A 15,561-nucleotide genomic window follows, 5' to 3' on the forward strand; every position below is an offset into this window, starting at 1 on the left:
CGGATGCGGCGGATTTCGATCTTCGGGGCCACTGGGTCCGTGGGCGCGAACGGCGTGGACCTGATCCGTCGCGCGGGCGGTCCAGAGGCCTATCACACGGTCGCGCTGACCGGCGGGCGCAACATCCCCCGCCTGGCGCAGATGGCGCGGGATTTGCGGGCCGAGGTGGCCGTGACCGCGCATCCCGAACTGCTCGACGACCTGCGCGATGCCCTGACGGGCAGCAGGGTCCAGGCAGCAGCCGGGCCGCAGGCCATGGTCGAGGCAGCAGCACGCCCGGCGGACTGGGTGCTGTCGGCGATCGTGGGCGCGGCGGGGCTGGCGCCGGGACTGACCGCACTTGCGCAAGGGCGCATTCTGGCGCTTGCCAACAAGGAATCCCTGGTCTGTGCCGGGCCGCTGTTGCGTGGTGCCGCCAAGGTCAGCGGCGCCCGCATCCTGCCGGTCGATTCAGAACATTCCGCCATTTTTCAGGCGCTTGGGGCAGATAAGCTGGAATCCGTCAAGGATGTGACCATTACCGCCTCTGGCGGTGCCTTTCGCGACTGGCCGCTGGAACGGCTGGCGGCGGCCACCGTGGCCGAGGCGTCGACGCATCCCAACTGGGCCATGGGACAGCGGATCACCATCGACAGCGCATCCATGTTCAACAAGGCGATGGAAGTAATCGAGGCAAAGGAATTCTTCGGCCTGCGACCCGACCAGATCACCGTTCTGGTCCACCCTGAATCGATCATCCATGCCATGGTCAGCCACGTGGACGGGGGCACCATCGCACATCTGGGCGCCCCCGATATGCGCCACGCCATCGGCTATGCGCTGCACTGGCCCCATCGCGCGCCCTTGCCGGTTGCGGCCTTGGATCTGGCGGCGCTTGGAAGCCTGACCTTCCGCGCCCCCGACGAGGCCCGCTGGCCCGCCCTTCGCCTCGCGCGAGAGGTGATGGCGGCAGGCGGCATGGCGGGCGCGGTCTTCAACGCGGCCAAGGAACAGGCGCTTGACGATTTCATTGCCGGGCGGATCGGGTTCACGGCCATGGCACCTCGCGTGGAAATGACCTTGCAGGGGCTGTCCGGTCGGGATGGCTTCGGCGATGATCCCGGCGATTTGGAAACCGTCCTTCATTGGGACTGCGAAGCACGCAAGGAAGCCGCCGCATGAGTGACCTGATTCCGCAATTCGGCGGCACGCTGTGGACGCTGGCGGCGTTCTTCGTGGCCCTTGCGGTGATCGTCACCGTGCATGAATTTGGCCATTACTATATGGGCAGGCTGTCCGGCATCCGGGCCGAGGTCTTCTCGGTCGGGTTCGGCCCACGGCTTCTTTCGCGCCGTGACCGGCGGGGAACGCTGTGGCAGTTGGCCGCGATCCCGCTAGGGGGCTATGTCCGTTTTCTGGGCGATGCCAATGCGGCCAGCGCGGGGACGGGCCGGCCCGTCGATCCGGCGCTGCGCCGGCAGACGCTGACCGGCGCGCCGCTGTGGGCGCGGTTTGCCACCCTGCTGGCCGGGCCGGTGTTCAACTTTGTCCTGTCGATCCTGATCTTTGGCGGCTTTGCCTTGTTCCAGGGTCTGCCGACCGAGGAACCGCAGGTCGGCACGATTGCCGAGGCACCGCCCGGCACCGTCAACGACCTGCAGCCGGGCGACCGGATCCTTGCGCTGGGCGGCCAGCCCGTCGAGACATGGCGCGACATTGGCCGGGTCGCGGAAACGCTGCCCGTCGCCAGCCATCAGGATTGGCACGTCCTGCGCGACGGGGCCGAGGTCACGGTACGGGGCCCCGACCCGATGCCGGCCCGGATCAGCGGGGTCGCCCCCCGCAGCGCGGCGGCTGATGCCGGATTGCAAGCGGGGGACGTGGTCCTGGCCATAGACAGCCAGCCCGTCAGCCGATTTACCCAGATGCGCCAGGCCGTCGAGGCGGCCGAGGGGCAGCCCCTGGTCCTGCAAGTCTGGCGTCCGGGCACGGGCATCGCCGACTATACCCTGGTCCCGAAGATGCAGGATCTGCCCGCCGAGGCTGGCGGCTATGAACGTCGCTGGCTGATCGGCGTGACGGGCGGCGAAAGCTTCTTTTCCCCTGCGACCCGCAGCGCCGGGCCGTTGGAATCGCTGTGGCTGGGCACGCTTCAGACCTGGGGGATCATCACGTCATCCTTGTCGGGGATGTGGGCGATGATCTCGGGGCAGATCGACAGTTGCAACCTTGGCGGCGCGATCAGCATTGCGGAAAGCACCGGGCAGGCGGCAAGCGCGGGTGGCGGCAATTTCCTGTGGTGGATCGCGGTGCTGTCGGCGGCCATCGGTTTCCTGAACCTGTTGCCGATCCCCGTCCTAGATGGCGGGCATCTGATGTTTTATGCCTGGGAAGCCGTCACAGGCCGCCCGCCCTCGGACAAGGCACTGAATCTGCTGACCGCCATCGGCATGGCGGCGGTGCTGTCGCTGATGATTTTCGGCCTCAGCAACGATCTTTTCTGCCCCTAGGGCGCGATGCGCTTTTGACAGGGCAGGTGGTTTGATGCACAAGCTTGACGCAAAAGAAGGCGCCGCAAGCAGCGCCAATGCAGGCTGACGACAAGAGGGGCAGCAATGAAACGGAAACTGGGCAGGGGCGCGGTCGCCCTGGTGACGGCCTTGACGATTGCGACCCCTGCGGCGCTGATCCCCGGCGCAGCGGCGGCCTATGTCTTCAACGACGTGCGGATCGAAGGGTCGTCGCGGGTCGAACCGGCCACCGTGCTGTCCTATGCCAATATCGCGCGCGGCCAGGACGTTTCGGCAGGCGAGTTGAACGACGCCCTGCAGCGATTGCAGAATTCCGGCCTGTTCGAAACGGTCGAGATCGTGCCGCAGGGCAATGTCCTGGTGATCCGGGTCAGCGAATACCCGACGATCAACCAGATCAGCTTCGAGGGCAACCGCCGCATCAAGGACGAGCAACTGGCCGAGATCGTGCAAAGCGCGTCCCGCCGGGTTTATCAGCCCAGCCAGGCCATCCAGGACGCCAACAACATCGCCCAGGCCTATGCCGCGCAGGGCCGTCTGGCCTCCCGCGTCGATCCGCGCATCATCCGCCGCAGCGACAACCGTGTCGATCTGGTCTTCGAGGTCCGCGAAGGCAACGTCACTGAAATCGAGCGCATCGGCTTTACCGGCAACCGCGCCTTCAGCGACCGCCGTCTGCGCAACGTGCTGGATACCAAGCAGGCGGGTATCCTGCGCACCTTTATCCGCCGCGACACGTTCGCGCCGGAACGGCTGCAACTGGATGAACAGCTACTGACCGATTTCTATCGTTCTCGCGGTTATGCGGACTTCCGGGTTCAGGCGGTTGCGCCTGAACTGGCGCGCGAACGCGACGCCTTCTACATCACCTTCAACATTCAGGAAGGCCCGCGTTACCGCTTTGCCCAGGTCAACACCGTGTCCGAGATCCCGGGCGTCGATGCAGGGGCCTTTGCCGCGCAGAACCGGGTGGGCCGGGGCGATGTGTACAACCCCGCCGCCATCGACAACACCATCCGGCGGATGGAGACCATCGCGATCCAGCAGGGTCTGAACTTCGTCAACATCGAACCCCGGGTGACGCGCAATCCGCAGAACCAGACGCTGGATCTGACATTCGCCATCACCCGCGGCCCGCGCGTCTTCGTCGAACGCATCGACATCGAGGGCAACACGACCACGCTGGACCAGGTGATCCGCCGCCAGTTCAACACGGTCGAGGGCGACCCTTTCAGCCCGCGCGAAATCCGCAATGCCGCCGAACGCATCCGCGCGCTTGGCTATTTCAGCGACGCCCAGGTCGAAAGCCGCCCCGGCAGCAGCGACGAACAGGTGATCGTCGATGTGAATGTCGAGGAGCAACCGACCGGATCGCTGTCCTTTGGCGCGTCCTATGGCGTGGCCTCGGGCGTGGGCCTGAACGCGTCCTTGCAGGAAAACAATTTCCTGGGACGGGGCCAGACGGTCGGCCTGTCGATCTCGACCGCCGATGGCGACCAGTCTTCGTCCCTGACCTTTATCGAGCCGTATTTCCTGGGCCGCGACCTTCGGTTTGGCTTCAACACCTATTACAATGTCACCGAAAGCCTGAATTCGGACTATAACACGCGGTCGGTAGGGGTTCGCCCGTCCATCGAGTTTCCGGTCTCTGAGAATGGGCGTCTGGAACTGCGCTATCGCCTGTCCAAGGAAACCTTGGGCGGGGTCGAGGAAGACAGTTCCGAACTGCTCCAGGCCGAGGAAGGGCAGCGCGTCACCTCGGCGCTTGGCTACAGCTATCTGTGGGACACGCGCATCACCGGGCTGGATCCGCTGACCAGCTACAAGCTGCGTTTCTCTCAGGATTTCGCGGGTCTTGGCGGGGACACGAAAAGCGTGACGACCTCGGCGCTTGCCGGGGTGGAAAGCAACGCCTGGCGCGAAGAAGTGACCCTGCGCGCCGAGTTCGAGGTTGGCGCGATCTATTCCTATAGCGACTATTCCACCTGGATTCTGGACCGTTATCGCAACGGCACCCGAATCCGAGGCTTTGAACCCAACGGCCTTGGCCCCCGCGATCTTGCAGCCGAGAACGAGGACGGCCTGGGCGGCAACTATTTCTGGGCGATCCGCACCGAAGCACAATTCCCTGTGGGATTGCCGGAAGAATACGGCATTTCCGGCGGCCTATTCGCCGATGTCGGCTCGATCTGGGGGCTGGACGAGACGGTCGGCACAAACGGCTTCATAGTGGATGATTCAATGAACATCCGCGCATCGGTCGGGGCTTCGATCTTCTGGACCACGCCCATCGGCCCGCTGCGGTTCAACTTCTCGAAAGCGGTCAAGCAGGAAGACTATGACGAGGAGCAGAACTTCGACCTGACCATCTCGACGCGGTTCTGATGGTGCTGTTGCGGCGGCTTGCGGTCTGCGCGCTGTTGGTCCTGCCGGGGCAGGGCCAAGCGCAGCAGACCCCAAGCGATGTCGTTCCGGTTCCGCCGGAACTGCCATCTCGCACAATCCAGACGCCTGACGACGCCGCACCCGTGGCAGGCTCGCCGATCCTGACCGTGGATCAGGATCGGCTGTTTACCTTGTCCGAGTGGGGCAAGCGCACGCAGCGTGTTCTGGACGAGGAAGGCGGCAAGATCGAGGCCGAAAACGAGCGTCTGGCAGCCCAGCTTTCCACCGAGGAAACGACCCTGACCGAACAGCGCGGCACCCTGGATCCGGCCGAGTTCCGCCGGCTGGCCGAAGCTTTCGATACCCGTGCGACCGAGGTCCGCCGCCAACGTGCGCAGGTTGTCCAGGACCTGAACGCCTGGGCCGAGGCTGACCGTGCCGCCTTTTATCGAGCCGCGCTGCCCCAGATGGGCGAAATGATGCAGGAACGTGGCGCCGTGGCGGTTCTGGACCGGCGCACGGTCTTTGTGTCCATGGATGCCATCGACATGACGCAGGCCCTGGTGGTGCGCCTGAACGAAAATCCGGGCGACGGGTCGGGAACCGTCCCGATGCCGGATCTGGACGGGAAATAGGTCAGGGCAGGCGAGCCAGGCGGTCGGCCAGCATCGTGAACAGCGCGTCCCGGTCCACGTGGCGGATGAAGTTCGCATTTGCCGGGCGGTCGCTCACGCGCCACCAGTCGGCAACCGTCATGCCGGTGGTGAACTGGCCTGCCGTCTCGATTTCCACATTGATGTGGCGTCCGGTGAACAAATCGGGGCGCAGCAGCCAGGCGATGGTGCAGGGATCGTGCAGCGGCGCCCCTTCGCTGCCATATTTTTCCTTGTCGAAGCGTTCGAAGAAATCGGTCCAGCTGGCAATGGCGGGACCGCAGCGGCCGGGCAGGGCGCGCATCCGATCGATCCAGTCGCGCGATGTCACCGCCTCGTGCGTGGCATCCAGGGGCATCACCACCAGGGGCGCGCCTGCCGCGAAAACCTCGGCCGCGGCTTCGGGATCCACGAAGATGTTGAATTCGGCGGCCGGGGTGATGTTGCCCACCTCGAAATAGGCGCCACCCATCAGCACGATTTCCTGGACCCGGCCAATGATGTCGGGCGCGCGGCGGAATGCCTGGGCGATATTGGTCAGCGGCCCGATGGGCACCAGCGTCACCGTGCCTGCCGGTTCGCGCCGCAGTGTGTCGATGATGAAATCGACGCCGTGCTGCGATTGCAGGGCAACCGAGGGCGTGGGCAGTTCGGTCCCGTCCAGACCGGATTTTCCATGGACGTGTTCCGCCGTGATCAGCGGACGCACCAGGGGGCGATCGCAACCCGGGAAGACCGGAATGTCGGGCCGACCCGCCAGTTCGACGATCTTGCGCGCGTTCAGTTCGGTCAGCGCCAGCGGCACATTGCCCGCAACGGCGGTCAGGCCCAGCACCTCAAGTTCGGGACTGGCAAGCGCCAGCAGGATCGCGACGGCATCGTCCTGGCCGGGATCCGTGTCGATGATGATCTTGCGCGTCATGCGAACCTCTTGAACTGTCGCGTTGTTGTGAAAGGGAAGTTCCGGCGGCGCAAGCCCCCTTGGTTCGGGGATCCATTGACCCCCCGCGCTGCCCGCGCTAGGGGCGCAGCATGGCACGCGCACCCCTTTTACAACTGACCGACATTTCGCTGACCTTTGGCGGGGATCCCGTATTCGAGGGGCTGTCCCTGAACATCCAGCCGGGCGACCGGGTGGCCCTTGTTGGACGCAACGGATCGGGCAAATCGACGCTGATGAAGGTCATGGCGGGCCTGGTCGAGGTCGACCGGGGCGAGATCGTGGTCAGCGCGGGCGTATCGACCGGATATATGGAACAGGATCCCGACCTGTCGGGATTTGCGACCCTTGGCGATTTTGCCGCTGCTGGCCTGCCCGAATCCGAATCCTATCGCGTCGAGATGGCGGCCGAAGGTTTGAAGTTCGATCCCCTGCGCCCTGTCGATACCGCATCCGGTGGGGAACGCCGCCGGGCGGCCCTTGCCCGGCTTCTGGCGCAGGCGCCCGAACTGATGCTGCTGGACGAACCCACCAACCACCTGGACATCCAGGCGATCGGCTGGCTGGAGGATCACCTGTCCCAGACCCGCGCCGCCTATGTCCTGATCAGCCACGACCGCGCCTTTCTGCGCCGCCTGACCCGCGCGACCTTGTGGATCGACCGGGGCGAGGTCCGCCGCCAGGAACGCGGCTTCGAGGGGTTCGAGGACTGGCGCGAAGCTGTCTGGTCTGCCGAGGATGACGCCCGCCACAAGCTGGACCGCAAGATCAAGGCCGAGGCCCGCTGGGCCGTCGAAGGCATCAGCGCACGCCGCAAGCGCAACCAGGGCCGGGTCCGTGCCTTGGCCGCGTTGCGCGCCGAACGCAGTGGCCAGATCAGGCGCCAAGGCACGGCGGCAATGGCGTTTGATTCGGGCCCGCAGTCGGGCAAGAAGGTGATCGAGGCCAAGGGCATCGCCAAGGTCTTTGGCGATCGCACCATCCTGCGGCCTTTCGACCTGCGGGTGAACCGGGGCGATCGGGTGGCATTCGTCGGCCCGAACGGCGCGGGCAAGACCACGCTGATCAAGATGCTGACCGGCGAAATCGCCCCCGACGAGGGGACGGTCAGCCTTGGCACCAATCTAGAATTGGCCGTCTTTGACCAGACCCGTTCGGCGCTGAACCCTGACCAGACCTTGTGGGAATCGCTGACGGGCGATCCCGATATGCGCGTGTCGGGCCGGGCCGACCAGGTCATGGTGCGCGGCCAGCCCCGTCACGTGGTGGCCTATCTCAAGGATTTCCTGTTCGACGACGCCCAGGCCCGTGCGCCGGTGCGCAGCCTGTCGGGCGGCGAAAAGGCCCGCCTGTTGCTGGCGCGGCTGATGGCGCGCCCGTCCAACCTGCTGGTGCTGGACGAACCCACCAACGACCTGGACGTGGAAACGCTGGATCTGTTGCAGGATCTGCTGGGCGATTACGACGGCACCGTTCTGCTGGTCAGCCACGACCGTGACTTCATCGACCGCGTGGCCGATACCACCATCGCGATGGAAGGCGACGGACAGGCGACCGTTTATGCCGGCGGGTGGTCCGATTATCGCGCCCAACGGGGCGAGGATGGGCCGGTCGCGGTCGAGGTGCCGAAAAAGGCTGACGCGCCGACTGAACGACAGAAAGTCGCCAAGTCCGGCCTGTCCTTTACCGAACGCCACCGCCTGGACGCGCTGCCCGCCGTGATCGAGCGTCTCGAAGCCGAAATCGCCAAGCTGACCGATTTTCTGGCCCAGCCCGGCCTGTTCCAGACCGCCCCCGCCAAGTTCAAGAAGGCGACCGAGGCCCTGACCGAACGCCAGGAGGCCCTGGCTGCCGCCGAGGAGGAATGGTTGCTGCTTGAGGAAAAGGCCGACCCCTAGGCCCCGCGCGCGGCGTGATCGCTGATCCAGCCATGGGCGAACTTGATCTTTTCGCGGATCCTCGGCGTCAGAATAAAGGGATACAGGTCGGAATTGTCCAAGGCGCGGTTGATGTCGTTGATGGCGATGGCGACCGAGGCCGCGATGTTCAGCAGGTTGTCGCCGTTCCCGTCGGCATAGGGCTGATACCCGTCCGGCACCCCCTTCATCGACAGGCCCGCGCTGACGAAGCTGTCGGTGAAATCCACCATGTGCAGCAGATGGGCCACGGTTTCGGCCCAGTCCTCGTGCGGATGGGACGTGGCATAGGCGGTGATGAAATCCTCTCCCGGGGCCTTGGGATTGGCGTAATGATCTTGCAGGGCGGCGTTGTAATCGGCGGTCTCGTCCCCGAACAGCGCGCGGAATTCGTCAAGGAAGCCGGGCGCGATGGCCAGCCGGTCGAACAGGAAATGCGCCAGTTCGTGGCGGAAATGGCCGACCATCGACCGGTATTGCTCGCCCATTTCCCGCTGGCGTTGGACACGGATCAACTCGTCCGCCTCGGTCACGTTGATGACGATTTCTCCGTTGTCATGGCCCATCATGATCTGCACTGCGCGTCCGCCGCCGGTATTTTCCGACAGCATCTGGAAACGGGGTCGCATCCCGCCATCGGCGTCGGTGAACCAGTTCCAGTTCGACAGGTTGGCCAGCACCCAACGTTTCGCCCGCTCGGCCCGTTCCAGAAGCTGCCGGTTATCGCCGACATTCAGGGCGGGCACGACATCGGACATGGCGCAGGACCGGCACAGCGTCTCGCCGGGGACCGCGACCCAGTTGCACTGGATGGCATCGCGGTTGGCGCAAGGCTCTGCCTCGTTCCACATCGCACGGGCCTCGGGCTCATAGAATAGCGGTTCTCCGCAGGCGCAGAACATGTTGTCGAAGTAAACACGAGCATTGCAAGCGGGGCAGGTGAAGCTTTGCATGATGGATGTCCTTGGAGGCTGCTGACCAAGCCGCGTCCGGTGCCAAGGTTCCATGGCGCAACCAAATTTCGCATGGGCAAGGCTGCTTGACTTGGGCCGGGGAATCCGCCATATGCAGGCGGACCGGCCGGGCGAACGCCTTGGGCCGGTGTGTTATTTTCAATGACATCCCCATGCGCGGGATGCGCTGTCCGAAGGCGGGAAAACCCCTGACGCCGGAGCGATCCGGGGCCAAAGGACGCGGAAACGAAGGAAACGAAGCGATGTTCGCGGTTCTGAAGACAGGCGGCAAGCAATACAAGGTGCAGGCGGGCGACGTTCTGCGCGTTGAAAAGCTGAATGCCGCGGCTGGCGACAAGGTCCAGTTCAACGAAATCCTGATGGTCGGATCGACCCTGGGTGCGCCCATGGTCGATGGCGCCTGCGTCCAGGCCGAGGTGATCGACCAGATCAAGGCCGACAAGGTCATCACCTTTGTCAAGCGCCGCCGCAAGCACAGCTCTCAGCGCACGCGCGGGCATCGCCAGCAGCTGACCCTGCTGCGCGTGACGGATGTTCTGGCCGAAGGCGCTGCCTCGACGGGCGTGAAGACTGCCGTCGGCGCGCGCACCAAAGAAAACGCGTAAGGAGACTGAGCCATGGCACATAAGAAAGCAGGCGGTTCGTCCCGCAACGGTCGCGACTCGGCTGGCCGCCGTCTGGGCGTCAAGCTGTTCGGCGGGCAGGAAGCCATTGCCGGCAACATCATCGTGCGTCAGCGCGGCACCAGGTGGTGGGCGGGCGTCAATGTCGGCATGGGCAAGGATCACACCTTGTTCGCCCTGACCGATGGACAGGTGACCTTCAAGAAAGGTCTGAAGGGCCGCACCTTCATTTCGGTGGTTCCCGCGACCCTCGAAGCAGCCGAGTAACCCGAGCTTAACATTTCAGTGTTACAGGGGGATCGGCGAAAGCCGGTCCCTCGCCTGTTTTCCGGGAGGGAAAATGGTCATGTCAGCACCGATGAGGGAGGGGACGCGTTTGGACGACCTGAATATTTCGGACGCCACGCTGAACCAGCCCGTCATCGCCACCGAACGGTTTGTTCTTCGCCCGCTGCGTCCTTCGGATGCGGGGATGATCGCGCATTATACCGGCGACAAGCGCGTGGCTGAAGGGACGCGTGCCATTCCCCATCCCTTGCCGCCCGGCGCGTCGGAAGCCTTTGTCGCGCGCGCCTTGTCCGCTGATCGGACCGAGGATGTCTGGGCCATCGACGGATCCGCCAACAAGCTGGCCGAACTGCTGGGCGTCGCGTCCCTGACCCGGATGGAGGGGGATCAGTCGGAACTAGGCTTCTGGATTGGCGCGGGATTCTGGAACACCGGCTTCGCGACCGAGGCGGTCGATGCCCTGGTCAAGGCCAACCCCCACAAGGCGCGGACCTTGTTCGCCGAAGTGTTCCAGGACAATGCCGGATCGGCCCGGGTTCTGACGAACTGCGGCTTCGTTTACCTGGGCGATGCCGAAAGCTGGTCAGTGGCACGCAATGCGCGGGTGCCGACCTGGACCTATCTGCGCAAGATGTAAGGCCGGGGGCGTTCGCGCCCCCTCTGGCGCGCAGGGCGCGCCATTCACCCCCCGAGGACATTTTTTTGAAGAAGAAAGCGGGTTGGCGTTTCTGTCCCTCGCGGGATTGCAATCCGTGCCAAGCGCCATACCTCGGGTGGCATGAGCATTCCGTTTTCCCTTCTCGATCTTTCGCCGGTGCCCGAGGGCTTCGAGGCCGCTGACGCGATCCGCAATACCCTTGATCTGGCGCGCCATGCCGAAAACTGGGGCTATCACCGGTTCTGGCTGGCCGAACATCACAATATGCCTGGCATCGCCAGTGCCGCCACGGCGGTGCTGATCGGGCTGGTGGCCCAGGTGACAACCCGGATGCGGGTTGGCGCGGGCGGGGTCATGCTGCCCAATCACGCGCCGCTGACCGTGGCCGAGGCGTTCGGCACGCTGGCCACCGCCTTTCCAGACCGCATCGACTTGGGACTCGGCCGTGCGCCGGGCGGCGACGGCGCGGTGATCCGGGCGCTCCGCCGCGATCCGATGGCGGACAGCTTTCCGCAGGATGTGGTCGAACTGCTGGACTATCTTGGGCCGGAACGTCCGGGTGCTGCGGTCCGCGCCTTGCCGGGCGAGGGGACGAACGTGCCCGTCTGGATCCTGGGCAGCAGCCTGTTCGGGGCGCAGTTGGCCGCGCATCTGGGCCTGCCTTATGCCTTTGCCAGCCACTTCGCGCCGTCCGACATGGAACGGGCCATCGCCATCTATCGCGAGCGGTTCCGGCCCGGGCCGTGGAACGACCGGCCGCAGGTGGTGATCGCCATCAACGTCTTTGCTGCCGATGATGCGGATCAGGCGCGCTATCTGCGGACCTCGATGCAACTGGCCTTTGCCCAGTTGCGCACCGGGGTGCCGGGCAAGCTGCCCCGGCCGGTGCATGACCTGGATGCCGCCATCGGTCCGCAGATGCGGCGCATGGTCGATGAGGCGTTGAAGATCAGCGCGGTAGGGGATGCGGCGGCCGTAGGGGAGCAGATGCGCGCTTTGATCGCAGCCTATCGCCCGGACGAAGTGATCCTGACCGGGCAGATCCACGACCATCAGGCACGCCTGCGCAGCTTCCAGATCGCGGCTGACGTGATGGCGTCCATGTAAAGTCAGGGCTGACAGGATGGCACGTGCTGTCTGGCGGGGGATTCGGAGCCCGCGTCGGGCAGGATGCGTGCGGGAAGCTCAAGCTGTTGAAGCAGTAAGAAATTCGCACCAGCCATGAAAGCGCCGCCGATGCATCCACATCGGCGGCTTATCAATGGCCCGGATATCAGGAACGGGTGCGCAGCAGGCCCATGATCTCTTTGGTGCGTTCCAAAATCGGGGTTGCGATCTCGTCCGCCCGGATCGCGCCCTTTCCCAGGAGGCGGTCGATTTCGGCAGGGTCGGCCAGGTAATCGTTCATCCGTTGCGTGATCGGTTCCAGCGAGGCCACGGCCAGTTCCGCTAGCGCGGGCTTGAAGGCGCCGAATCCCTGGCCTTCGAACTGCGACAAGACCTGGTCGGGCGTCTGGTCCGCCAGGGCGGCATAGATGTTGACCAGGTTCTTCGCCTCGGGCCGGTCTTTCAGGCCGTCCATGCTGCCGGGCAGGGGGTCGGCATCGGTACGGGCCTTGCGGATTTTCTGGGCGATGGCATCGGCATCGTCGGTCAGGTTGATGCGGCTGGCGTCCGAGGGATCGGATTTCGACATCTTCTTGCTGCCATCCCGCAGCGACATCACGCGGGTCGCCACGCCCTCGATCAGCGGTTCGGTGATCGGGAACTGCTCGACCCCGTAATCGTGGTTGAACTTGGCCGCGATGTCGCGGGTCAGTTCCAGATGCTGCTTCTGATCCTCGCCCACGGGAACGGCGGTCGCCTGATAGGTCAGGATGTCGGCCGCCATCAGCGCCGGATAGGCCAGCAGCCCCAGGCTGACGTTTTCGGTGTTCTTGCCCGCCTTGTCCTTGAACTGGGTCATCCGGTACATCCAGCCGACGCGCGCCACGGTATTGAAAAGCCAGGCCATTTCGGCATGGGCAGAAACCTGGCTTTGGTTGAACAGGATGGATTGCTGCGGGTCCACCCCAGATGCCATGAAGGCCGCCGCAGCCTCTCGGATATTGCGGCGCAGCTTTTCGGGTTCCTGCCAGACGGTGATCGCGTGCAGGTCCACCAGGCAATATATCGTCTCGGCCTCGCCCCCCTGCAGGGCCGCGAAACGCTTCAACGCCCCAAGGTAATTGCCCAGGGTCAGCCCGCCAGAGGGTTGTATCCCCGAAAAGATACGCGGCGTGAAACGGGTTTTCGTCGTCTCGGTCATATGCGGGCCTGCTTGGAATTTGCCTGCGCTTGGCTTAGCCCTTGGCCGCAACGACCGCAACCGCGAAGGAAATCCGATGCGTCAGGCCATGCCCGTCTCGCCCCTCAACCCGCTGCCGGCGGTTCTTTGGGCCTTGGCCCTGCCGGCCATCGCAGGAGAGGTCGTGTTCCTGCTGGGCCAGACCGGGCTGATCGGCGGCGCGCAAGGTATCGGACTGCGGCTGAGCGCGCTGCAGATGACTGCCTTCGCGCCCGAGATGGTGCAACGGATGTGGCAGGTCGGAGCCCTTGATTGGGACCAGGCCTATCGCATCCTGTCATACAGCTTCGTCAATTCGTCCTTTACCCATGCTCTGTTCGTGGTGGTCTTCACGCTGGCGCTTGGCAACATGATCGCGCGGGAATTCCGTCCCTGGGCGGTTGTCGCGCTGTTTCTGGGGTCGGCCATCGGCGGGGCGTTGGTTTACACGGCAGCGATCTCGGTCCTGCCGGGACGGCCTGGTCCGCTGATCGGCGGCTATCCGGCGGTCTATGGGCTGGTCGGGGCCTTCACCTTTCTGCTGTGGTCGCGGCTGGGGGCGGTCCATGCCAACCGGATGCGAGCCTTCACGCTGATCGGAATGCTGCTGGCCTTCCAGCTGGTCTTCGGCATCGTTTTCGGCGGCGCCGGATATGGCTGGATTGCCGAGCTTGCGGGGTTCGGAGCAGGCTTCCTGCTCAGCTTCGTGCTGGTTGATGGCGGCGTGCAGCGGGTCTTGCGCCAGATCCGGGCGCGTTAACGGCGCCGGACGGCTGCCTTCAGTTCTGACAGCCGATAAGCGCGGGTCAGGAAGCTGAGCGTGAAATAGACCGCCGCGCCCCCGAAGACAAGGATCGCCAGGCCCGGGACACGGCCGATTCCAGCATCGTCAATCCAACCCATCATTGCCCAGAGGGCCGCCGCCATCAGGGCAGATGACAGCACGATCAGCGGCGTCTTGCGGCGCAGGCGGTCGTCGGCGCGCGCGGCATCGCCCATGGCCCGGGTGCCCCACCACAACTGCACGACCATGATCCAGGCGGCAATGGTGGTGCCAAGAGCGGCGGCCAGAAAGCCCAGCCAAGGCATCAGTCCGAACGCCACAAGCGCATTCACGACCATCGACCACAAGGCATAGCGGAACGGAGTCCTTGTATCCTCGCGTGCGAAATACAGCGGTTGCAGGATTTTTTGCAGCACGAAGGCGGGCAAGCCGAAGGCATAGACAATCAGTGCGCGGGCGGTCTGGGTGGTGTCATAGGCAGTGAACTGTCCGCGTTCGAACAAGGTGCGCACCATCGGCTCGGCGATGACGGCGATGGCGAAGGCGGCGGGCAGGGTCAGGAACAGGCCGAATTCGGTCGCGCGGGAATAGGCGGACTGGCCGCCTGCGTGATCGCCCGCCCGCAAACGGCGGGCCAGTTCGGGCAGCAGGACCACGGCCACGGCGGCACCCACCACGCCTAAGGGCAACTGATACAGGCGGTCGGAATAGGACAGCCAGGAAATCGCACCCTCGAAATGGCTGGCGACCTGGCGGCCCACCAGCAGGTTGATCTGCACCACGCCACCCGCAAAGGCGGCGGGCAGGGCCACGGCCAGCAGGCGGCGCATATCCGGCGTCAGGCGCGGACGCTGCGGACGGAAGGACCAGCCGGTTCGACGCGCATCCCACCAGACAAGCGCAAGCTGGGCGACCCCCGTCAGCGGCGTGGCCCATGCCAGCGTCAGGCCCACGTCCCATCCCTGCCACCAGGCCACCGCCATGGCCGCGATGAACAAAAGGTTCAGCAGCACCGGCGCGGCGGCCGCGGCGGTAAAGCGGCCATTCGCGTTCAGCACGCCCGAGATCATCGAGGCCAGCGAGATCAGCAGGATATAGGGAAACATGATCCGGCCATACTGCACGGCCAGCGGAAAGCGTTCGTCGCCCGAAAATCCCGAGGCCATCAGCCAGACCAACCCCGGCATGAAGACCATGGCCATGGCGGACAGGACCAGGACGGCCATCAGCAGGCCCGAAAAAGCCTCGGAGGCAAAGCGTTGCGCATCCGCGCGGTCGTCCAGCTTCTTGGAAAACATCGGCACGAAGGCCGTGTTGAACGCCCCTTCCGCGAAAAAGCGGCGGAACATATTGGGCAGGGACAGGCCCACGAAGAACGCATCCGCCACCGCGCCGCTGCCCAGCCAGGCGGCCATCAGGATGTCGCGGACAAAACCCGAAACACGCGACACGAAGGTCCAGATCCCCACGGAAAGGAACCCGCGCACCAATCCCGATTTCATGT

The 15,561-nt window shown here is 64.8% G+C and carries 14 protein-coding genes; 10 read left to right on the forward strand and 4 right to left on the reverse strand.

What is annotated here, in order from left to right; all coding sequences use genetic code 11:
• Positions 1–3: 3 nt before the first annotated feature.
• The 4 genes from dxr to Q5701_RS12840 all read left to right on the forward strand — a co-directional run bounded on the left by dxr (position 4) and on the right by Q5701_RS12840 (position 5,530).
• The gene (gene dxr, locus Q5701_RS12825) at positions 4–1,161 is read left to right on the forward strand and encodes a 1-deoxy-D-xylulose-5-phosphate reductoisomerase (RefSeq protein ID WP_306751377.1); all 1,158 of its coding nucleotides are present in this window, start codon (positions 4–6) and stop codon (positions 1,159–1,161) included.
• Positions 1,158–2,489, forward strand: a complete 1,332-nt coding sequence (gene rseP / locus Q5701_RS12830; RefSeq protein ID WP_306751378.1) for an RIP metalloprotease RseP — start codon at positions 1,158–1,160, stop codon at positions 2,487–2,489. The genes dxr and rseP overlap by 4 nt, the downstream gene beginning before the upstream one ends.
• A 105-nt stretch (positions 2,490–2,594) precedes the next feature.
• Positions 2,595–4,895: an outer membrane protein assembly factor BamA gene (gene bamA / locus Q5701_RS12835; RefSeq protein WP_306751379.1), complete on the forward strand. Its 2,301-nt coding sequence runs from the start codon at positions 2,595–2,597 to the stop codon at positions 4,893–4,895.
• Positions 4,895–5,530: an OmpH/Skp family outer membrane protein gene (locus tag Q5701_RS12840; RefSeq protein WP_306751380.1), complete on the forward strand. Its 636-nt coding sequence runs from the start codon at positions 4,895–4,897 to the stop codon at positions 5,528–5,530. The genes bamA and Q5701_RS12840 overlap by 1 nt, the downstream gene beginning before the upstream one ends.
• Position 5,531: 1 nt before the next feature.
• Here Q5701_RS12840 and Q5701_RS12845 read toward each other — a convergent pair whose 3' ends face one another.
• Entirely contained in the window at positions 5,532–6,470 is a 939-nt protein-coding gene (locus tag Q5701_RS12845) for a nucleoside hydrolase (RefSeq protein ID WP_306751382.1), read from the reverse strand.
• A gap of 110 nt (positions 6,471–6,580) precedes the next feature.
• Between Q5701_RS12845 and Q5701_RS12850 the strand changes: the two genes are divergently transcribed.
• A complete protein-coding gene (locus tag Q5701_RS12850; protein ID WP_306751384.1) occupies positions 6,581–8,386 on the forward strand; it encodes an ABC-F family ATP-binding cassette domain-containing protein in 1,806 nt (601 codons plus the stop codon).
• Here Q5701_RS12850 and Q5701_RS12855 read toward each other — a convergent pair.
• A complete protein-coding gene (locus Q5701_RS12855) occupies positions 8,383–9,357 on the reverse strand; it encodes a zinc-binding metallopeptidase family protein (protein WP_306751385.1) in 975 nt (324 codons plus the stop codon). The two genes, Q5701_RS12850 and Q5701_RS12855, sit on opposite strands and share 4 nt — an antisense overlap.
• 263 nt (positions 9,358–9,620) lie before the next feature.
• Between Q5701_RS12855 and rplU the strand changes: the two genes are divergently transcribed.
• The 4 genes from rplU (at position 9,621) to Q5701_RS12875 (ending at position 12,054) form a co-directional block, all read left to right on the forward strand.
• A complete protein-coding gene (gene rplU, locus Q5701_RS12860) occupies positions 9,621–9,983 on the forward strand; it encodes a 50S ribosomal protein L21 (protein ID WP_154762834.1) in 363 nt (120 codons plus the stop codon).
• A gap of 12 nt (positions 9,984–9,995) precedes the next feature.
• The gene (gene rpmA, locus Q5701_RS12865; protein WP_306751386.1) at positions 9,996–10,268 is read left to right on the forward strand and encodes a 50S ribosomal protein L27; all 273 of its coding nucleotides are present in this window, start codon (positions 9,996–9,998) and stop codon (positions 10,266–10,268) included.
• Positions 10,269–10,377: 109 nt separating this feature from the next.
• Positions 10,378–10,926 (forward strand): GNAT family N-acetyltransferase, encoded by a 549-nt coding sequence (locus Q5701_RS12870; RefSeq protein WP_306751387.1) that lies wholly within the window; start codon positions 10,378–10,380, stop codon positions 10,924–10,926.
• Between the two features lie 141 nt (positions 10,927–11,067).
• Complete coding sequence (locus Q5701_RS12875) at positions 11,068–12,054, forward strand: LLM class flavin-dependent oxidoreductase (protein WP_306751388.1); 987 nt, start codon at positions 11,068–11,070, stop codon at positions 12,052–12,054.
• 166 nt (positions 12,055–12,220) lie between these two features.
• Here Q5701_RS12875 and trpS read toward each other — a convergent pair whose 3' ends face one another.
• The gene (gene trpS / locus Q5701_RS12880) at positions 12,221–13,255 is read right to left on the reverse strand and encodes a tryptophan--tRNA ligase (RefSeq protein ID WP_306751389.1); all 1,035 of its coding nucleotides are present in this window, start codon (positions 13,253–13,255) and stop codon (positions 12,221–12,223) included.
• 76 nt (positions 13,256–13,331) lie between these two features.
• On the opposite strand from trpS, the gene Q5701_RS12885 reads away from it, so the two are divergent.
• Entirely contained in the window at positions 13,332–14,033 is a 702-nt protein-coding gene (locus Q5701_RS12885) for a rhomboid family intramembrane serine protease (RefSeq protein ID WP_306751390.1), read from the forward strand.
• Here Q5701_RS12885 and murJ read toward each other — a convergent pair.
• Complete coding sequence (gene murJ, locus Q5701_RS12890; RefSeq protein ID WP_306751391.1) at positions 14,030–15,559, reverse strand: murein biosynthesis integral membrane protein MurJ; 1,530 nt, start codon at positions 15,557–15,559, stop codon at positions 14,030–14,032. The genes Q5701_RS12885 and murJ overlap by 4 nt on opposite strands.
• Between the last annotated feature and the right edge of the window lie 2 nt (positions 15,560–15,561).

It is taken from the genome of Paracoccus actinidiae, from assembly GCF_030863885.1.
Taxonomy (GTDB): domain Bacteria; phylum Pseudomonadota; class Alphaproteobacteria; order Rhodobacterales; family Rhodobacteraceae; genus Paracoccus; species Paracoccus everestensis.

Excerpts from the sequence above, each read along its gene's own strand:
- Q5701_RS12845 (WP_306751382.1), bottom strand. The coding sequence starts at position 6,470 with ATGACGCGCAAGATCATCATCGACACGGATCCCGGCCAGGACGATGCC.
- dxr (WP_306751377.1), top strand. The coding sequence starts at position 4 with ATGCGGCGGATTTCGATCTTCGGGGCCACTGGGTCCGTGGGCGCGAAC.
- Q5701_RS12885 (WP_306751390.1), top strand. The coding sequence starts at position 13,332 with ATGCGTCAGGCCATGCCCGTCTCGCCCCTCAACCCGCTGCCGGCGGTT.
- rseP (WP_306751378.1), top strand. The coding sequence starts at position 1,158 with ATGAGTGACCTGATTCCGCAATTCGGCGGCACGCTGTGGACGCTGGCG.
- Q5701_RS12840 (WP_306751380.1), top strand. The coding sequence starts at position 4,895 with ATGGTGCTGTTGCGGCGGCTTGCGGTCTGCGCGCTGTTGGTCCTGCCG.
- rpmA (WP_306751386.1), top strand. The coding sequence starts at position 9,996 with ATGGCACATAAGAAAGCAGGCGGTTCGTCCCGCAACGGTCGCGACTCG.
- rplU (WP_154762834.1), top strand. The coding sequence starts at position 9,621 with ATGTTCGCGGTTCTGAAGACAGGCGGCAAGCAATACAAGGTGCAGGCG.
- bamA (WP_306751379.1), top strand. The coding sequence starts at position 2,595 with ATGAAACGGAAACTGGGCAGGGGCGCGGTCGCCCTGGTGACGGCCTTG.
- Q5701_RS12855 (WP_306751385.1), bottom strand. The coding sequence starts at position 9,357 with ATGCAAAGCTTCACCTGCCCCGCTTGCAATGCTCGTGTTTACTTCGAC.
- murJ (WP_306751391.1), bottom strand. The coding sequence starts at position 15,559 with ATGAAATCGGGATTGGTGCGCGGGTTCCTTTCCGTGGGGATCTGGACC.
- Q5701_RS12875 (WP_306751388.1), top strand. The coding sequence starts at position 11,068 with ATGAGCATTCCGTTTTCCCTTCTCGATCTTTCGCCGGTGCCCGAGGGC.
- trpS (WP_306751389.1), bottom strand. The coding sequence starts at position 13,255 with ATGACCGAGACGACGAAAACCCGTTTCACGCCGCGTATCTTTTCGGGG.
- Q5701_RS12850 (WP_306751384.1), top strand. The coding sequence starts at position 6,581 with ATGGCACGCGCACCCCTTTTACAACTGACCGACATTTCGCTGACCTTT.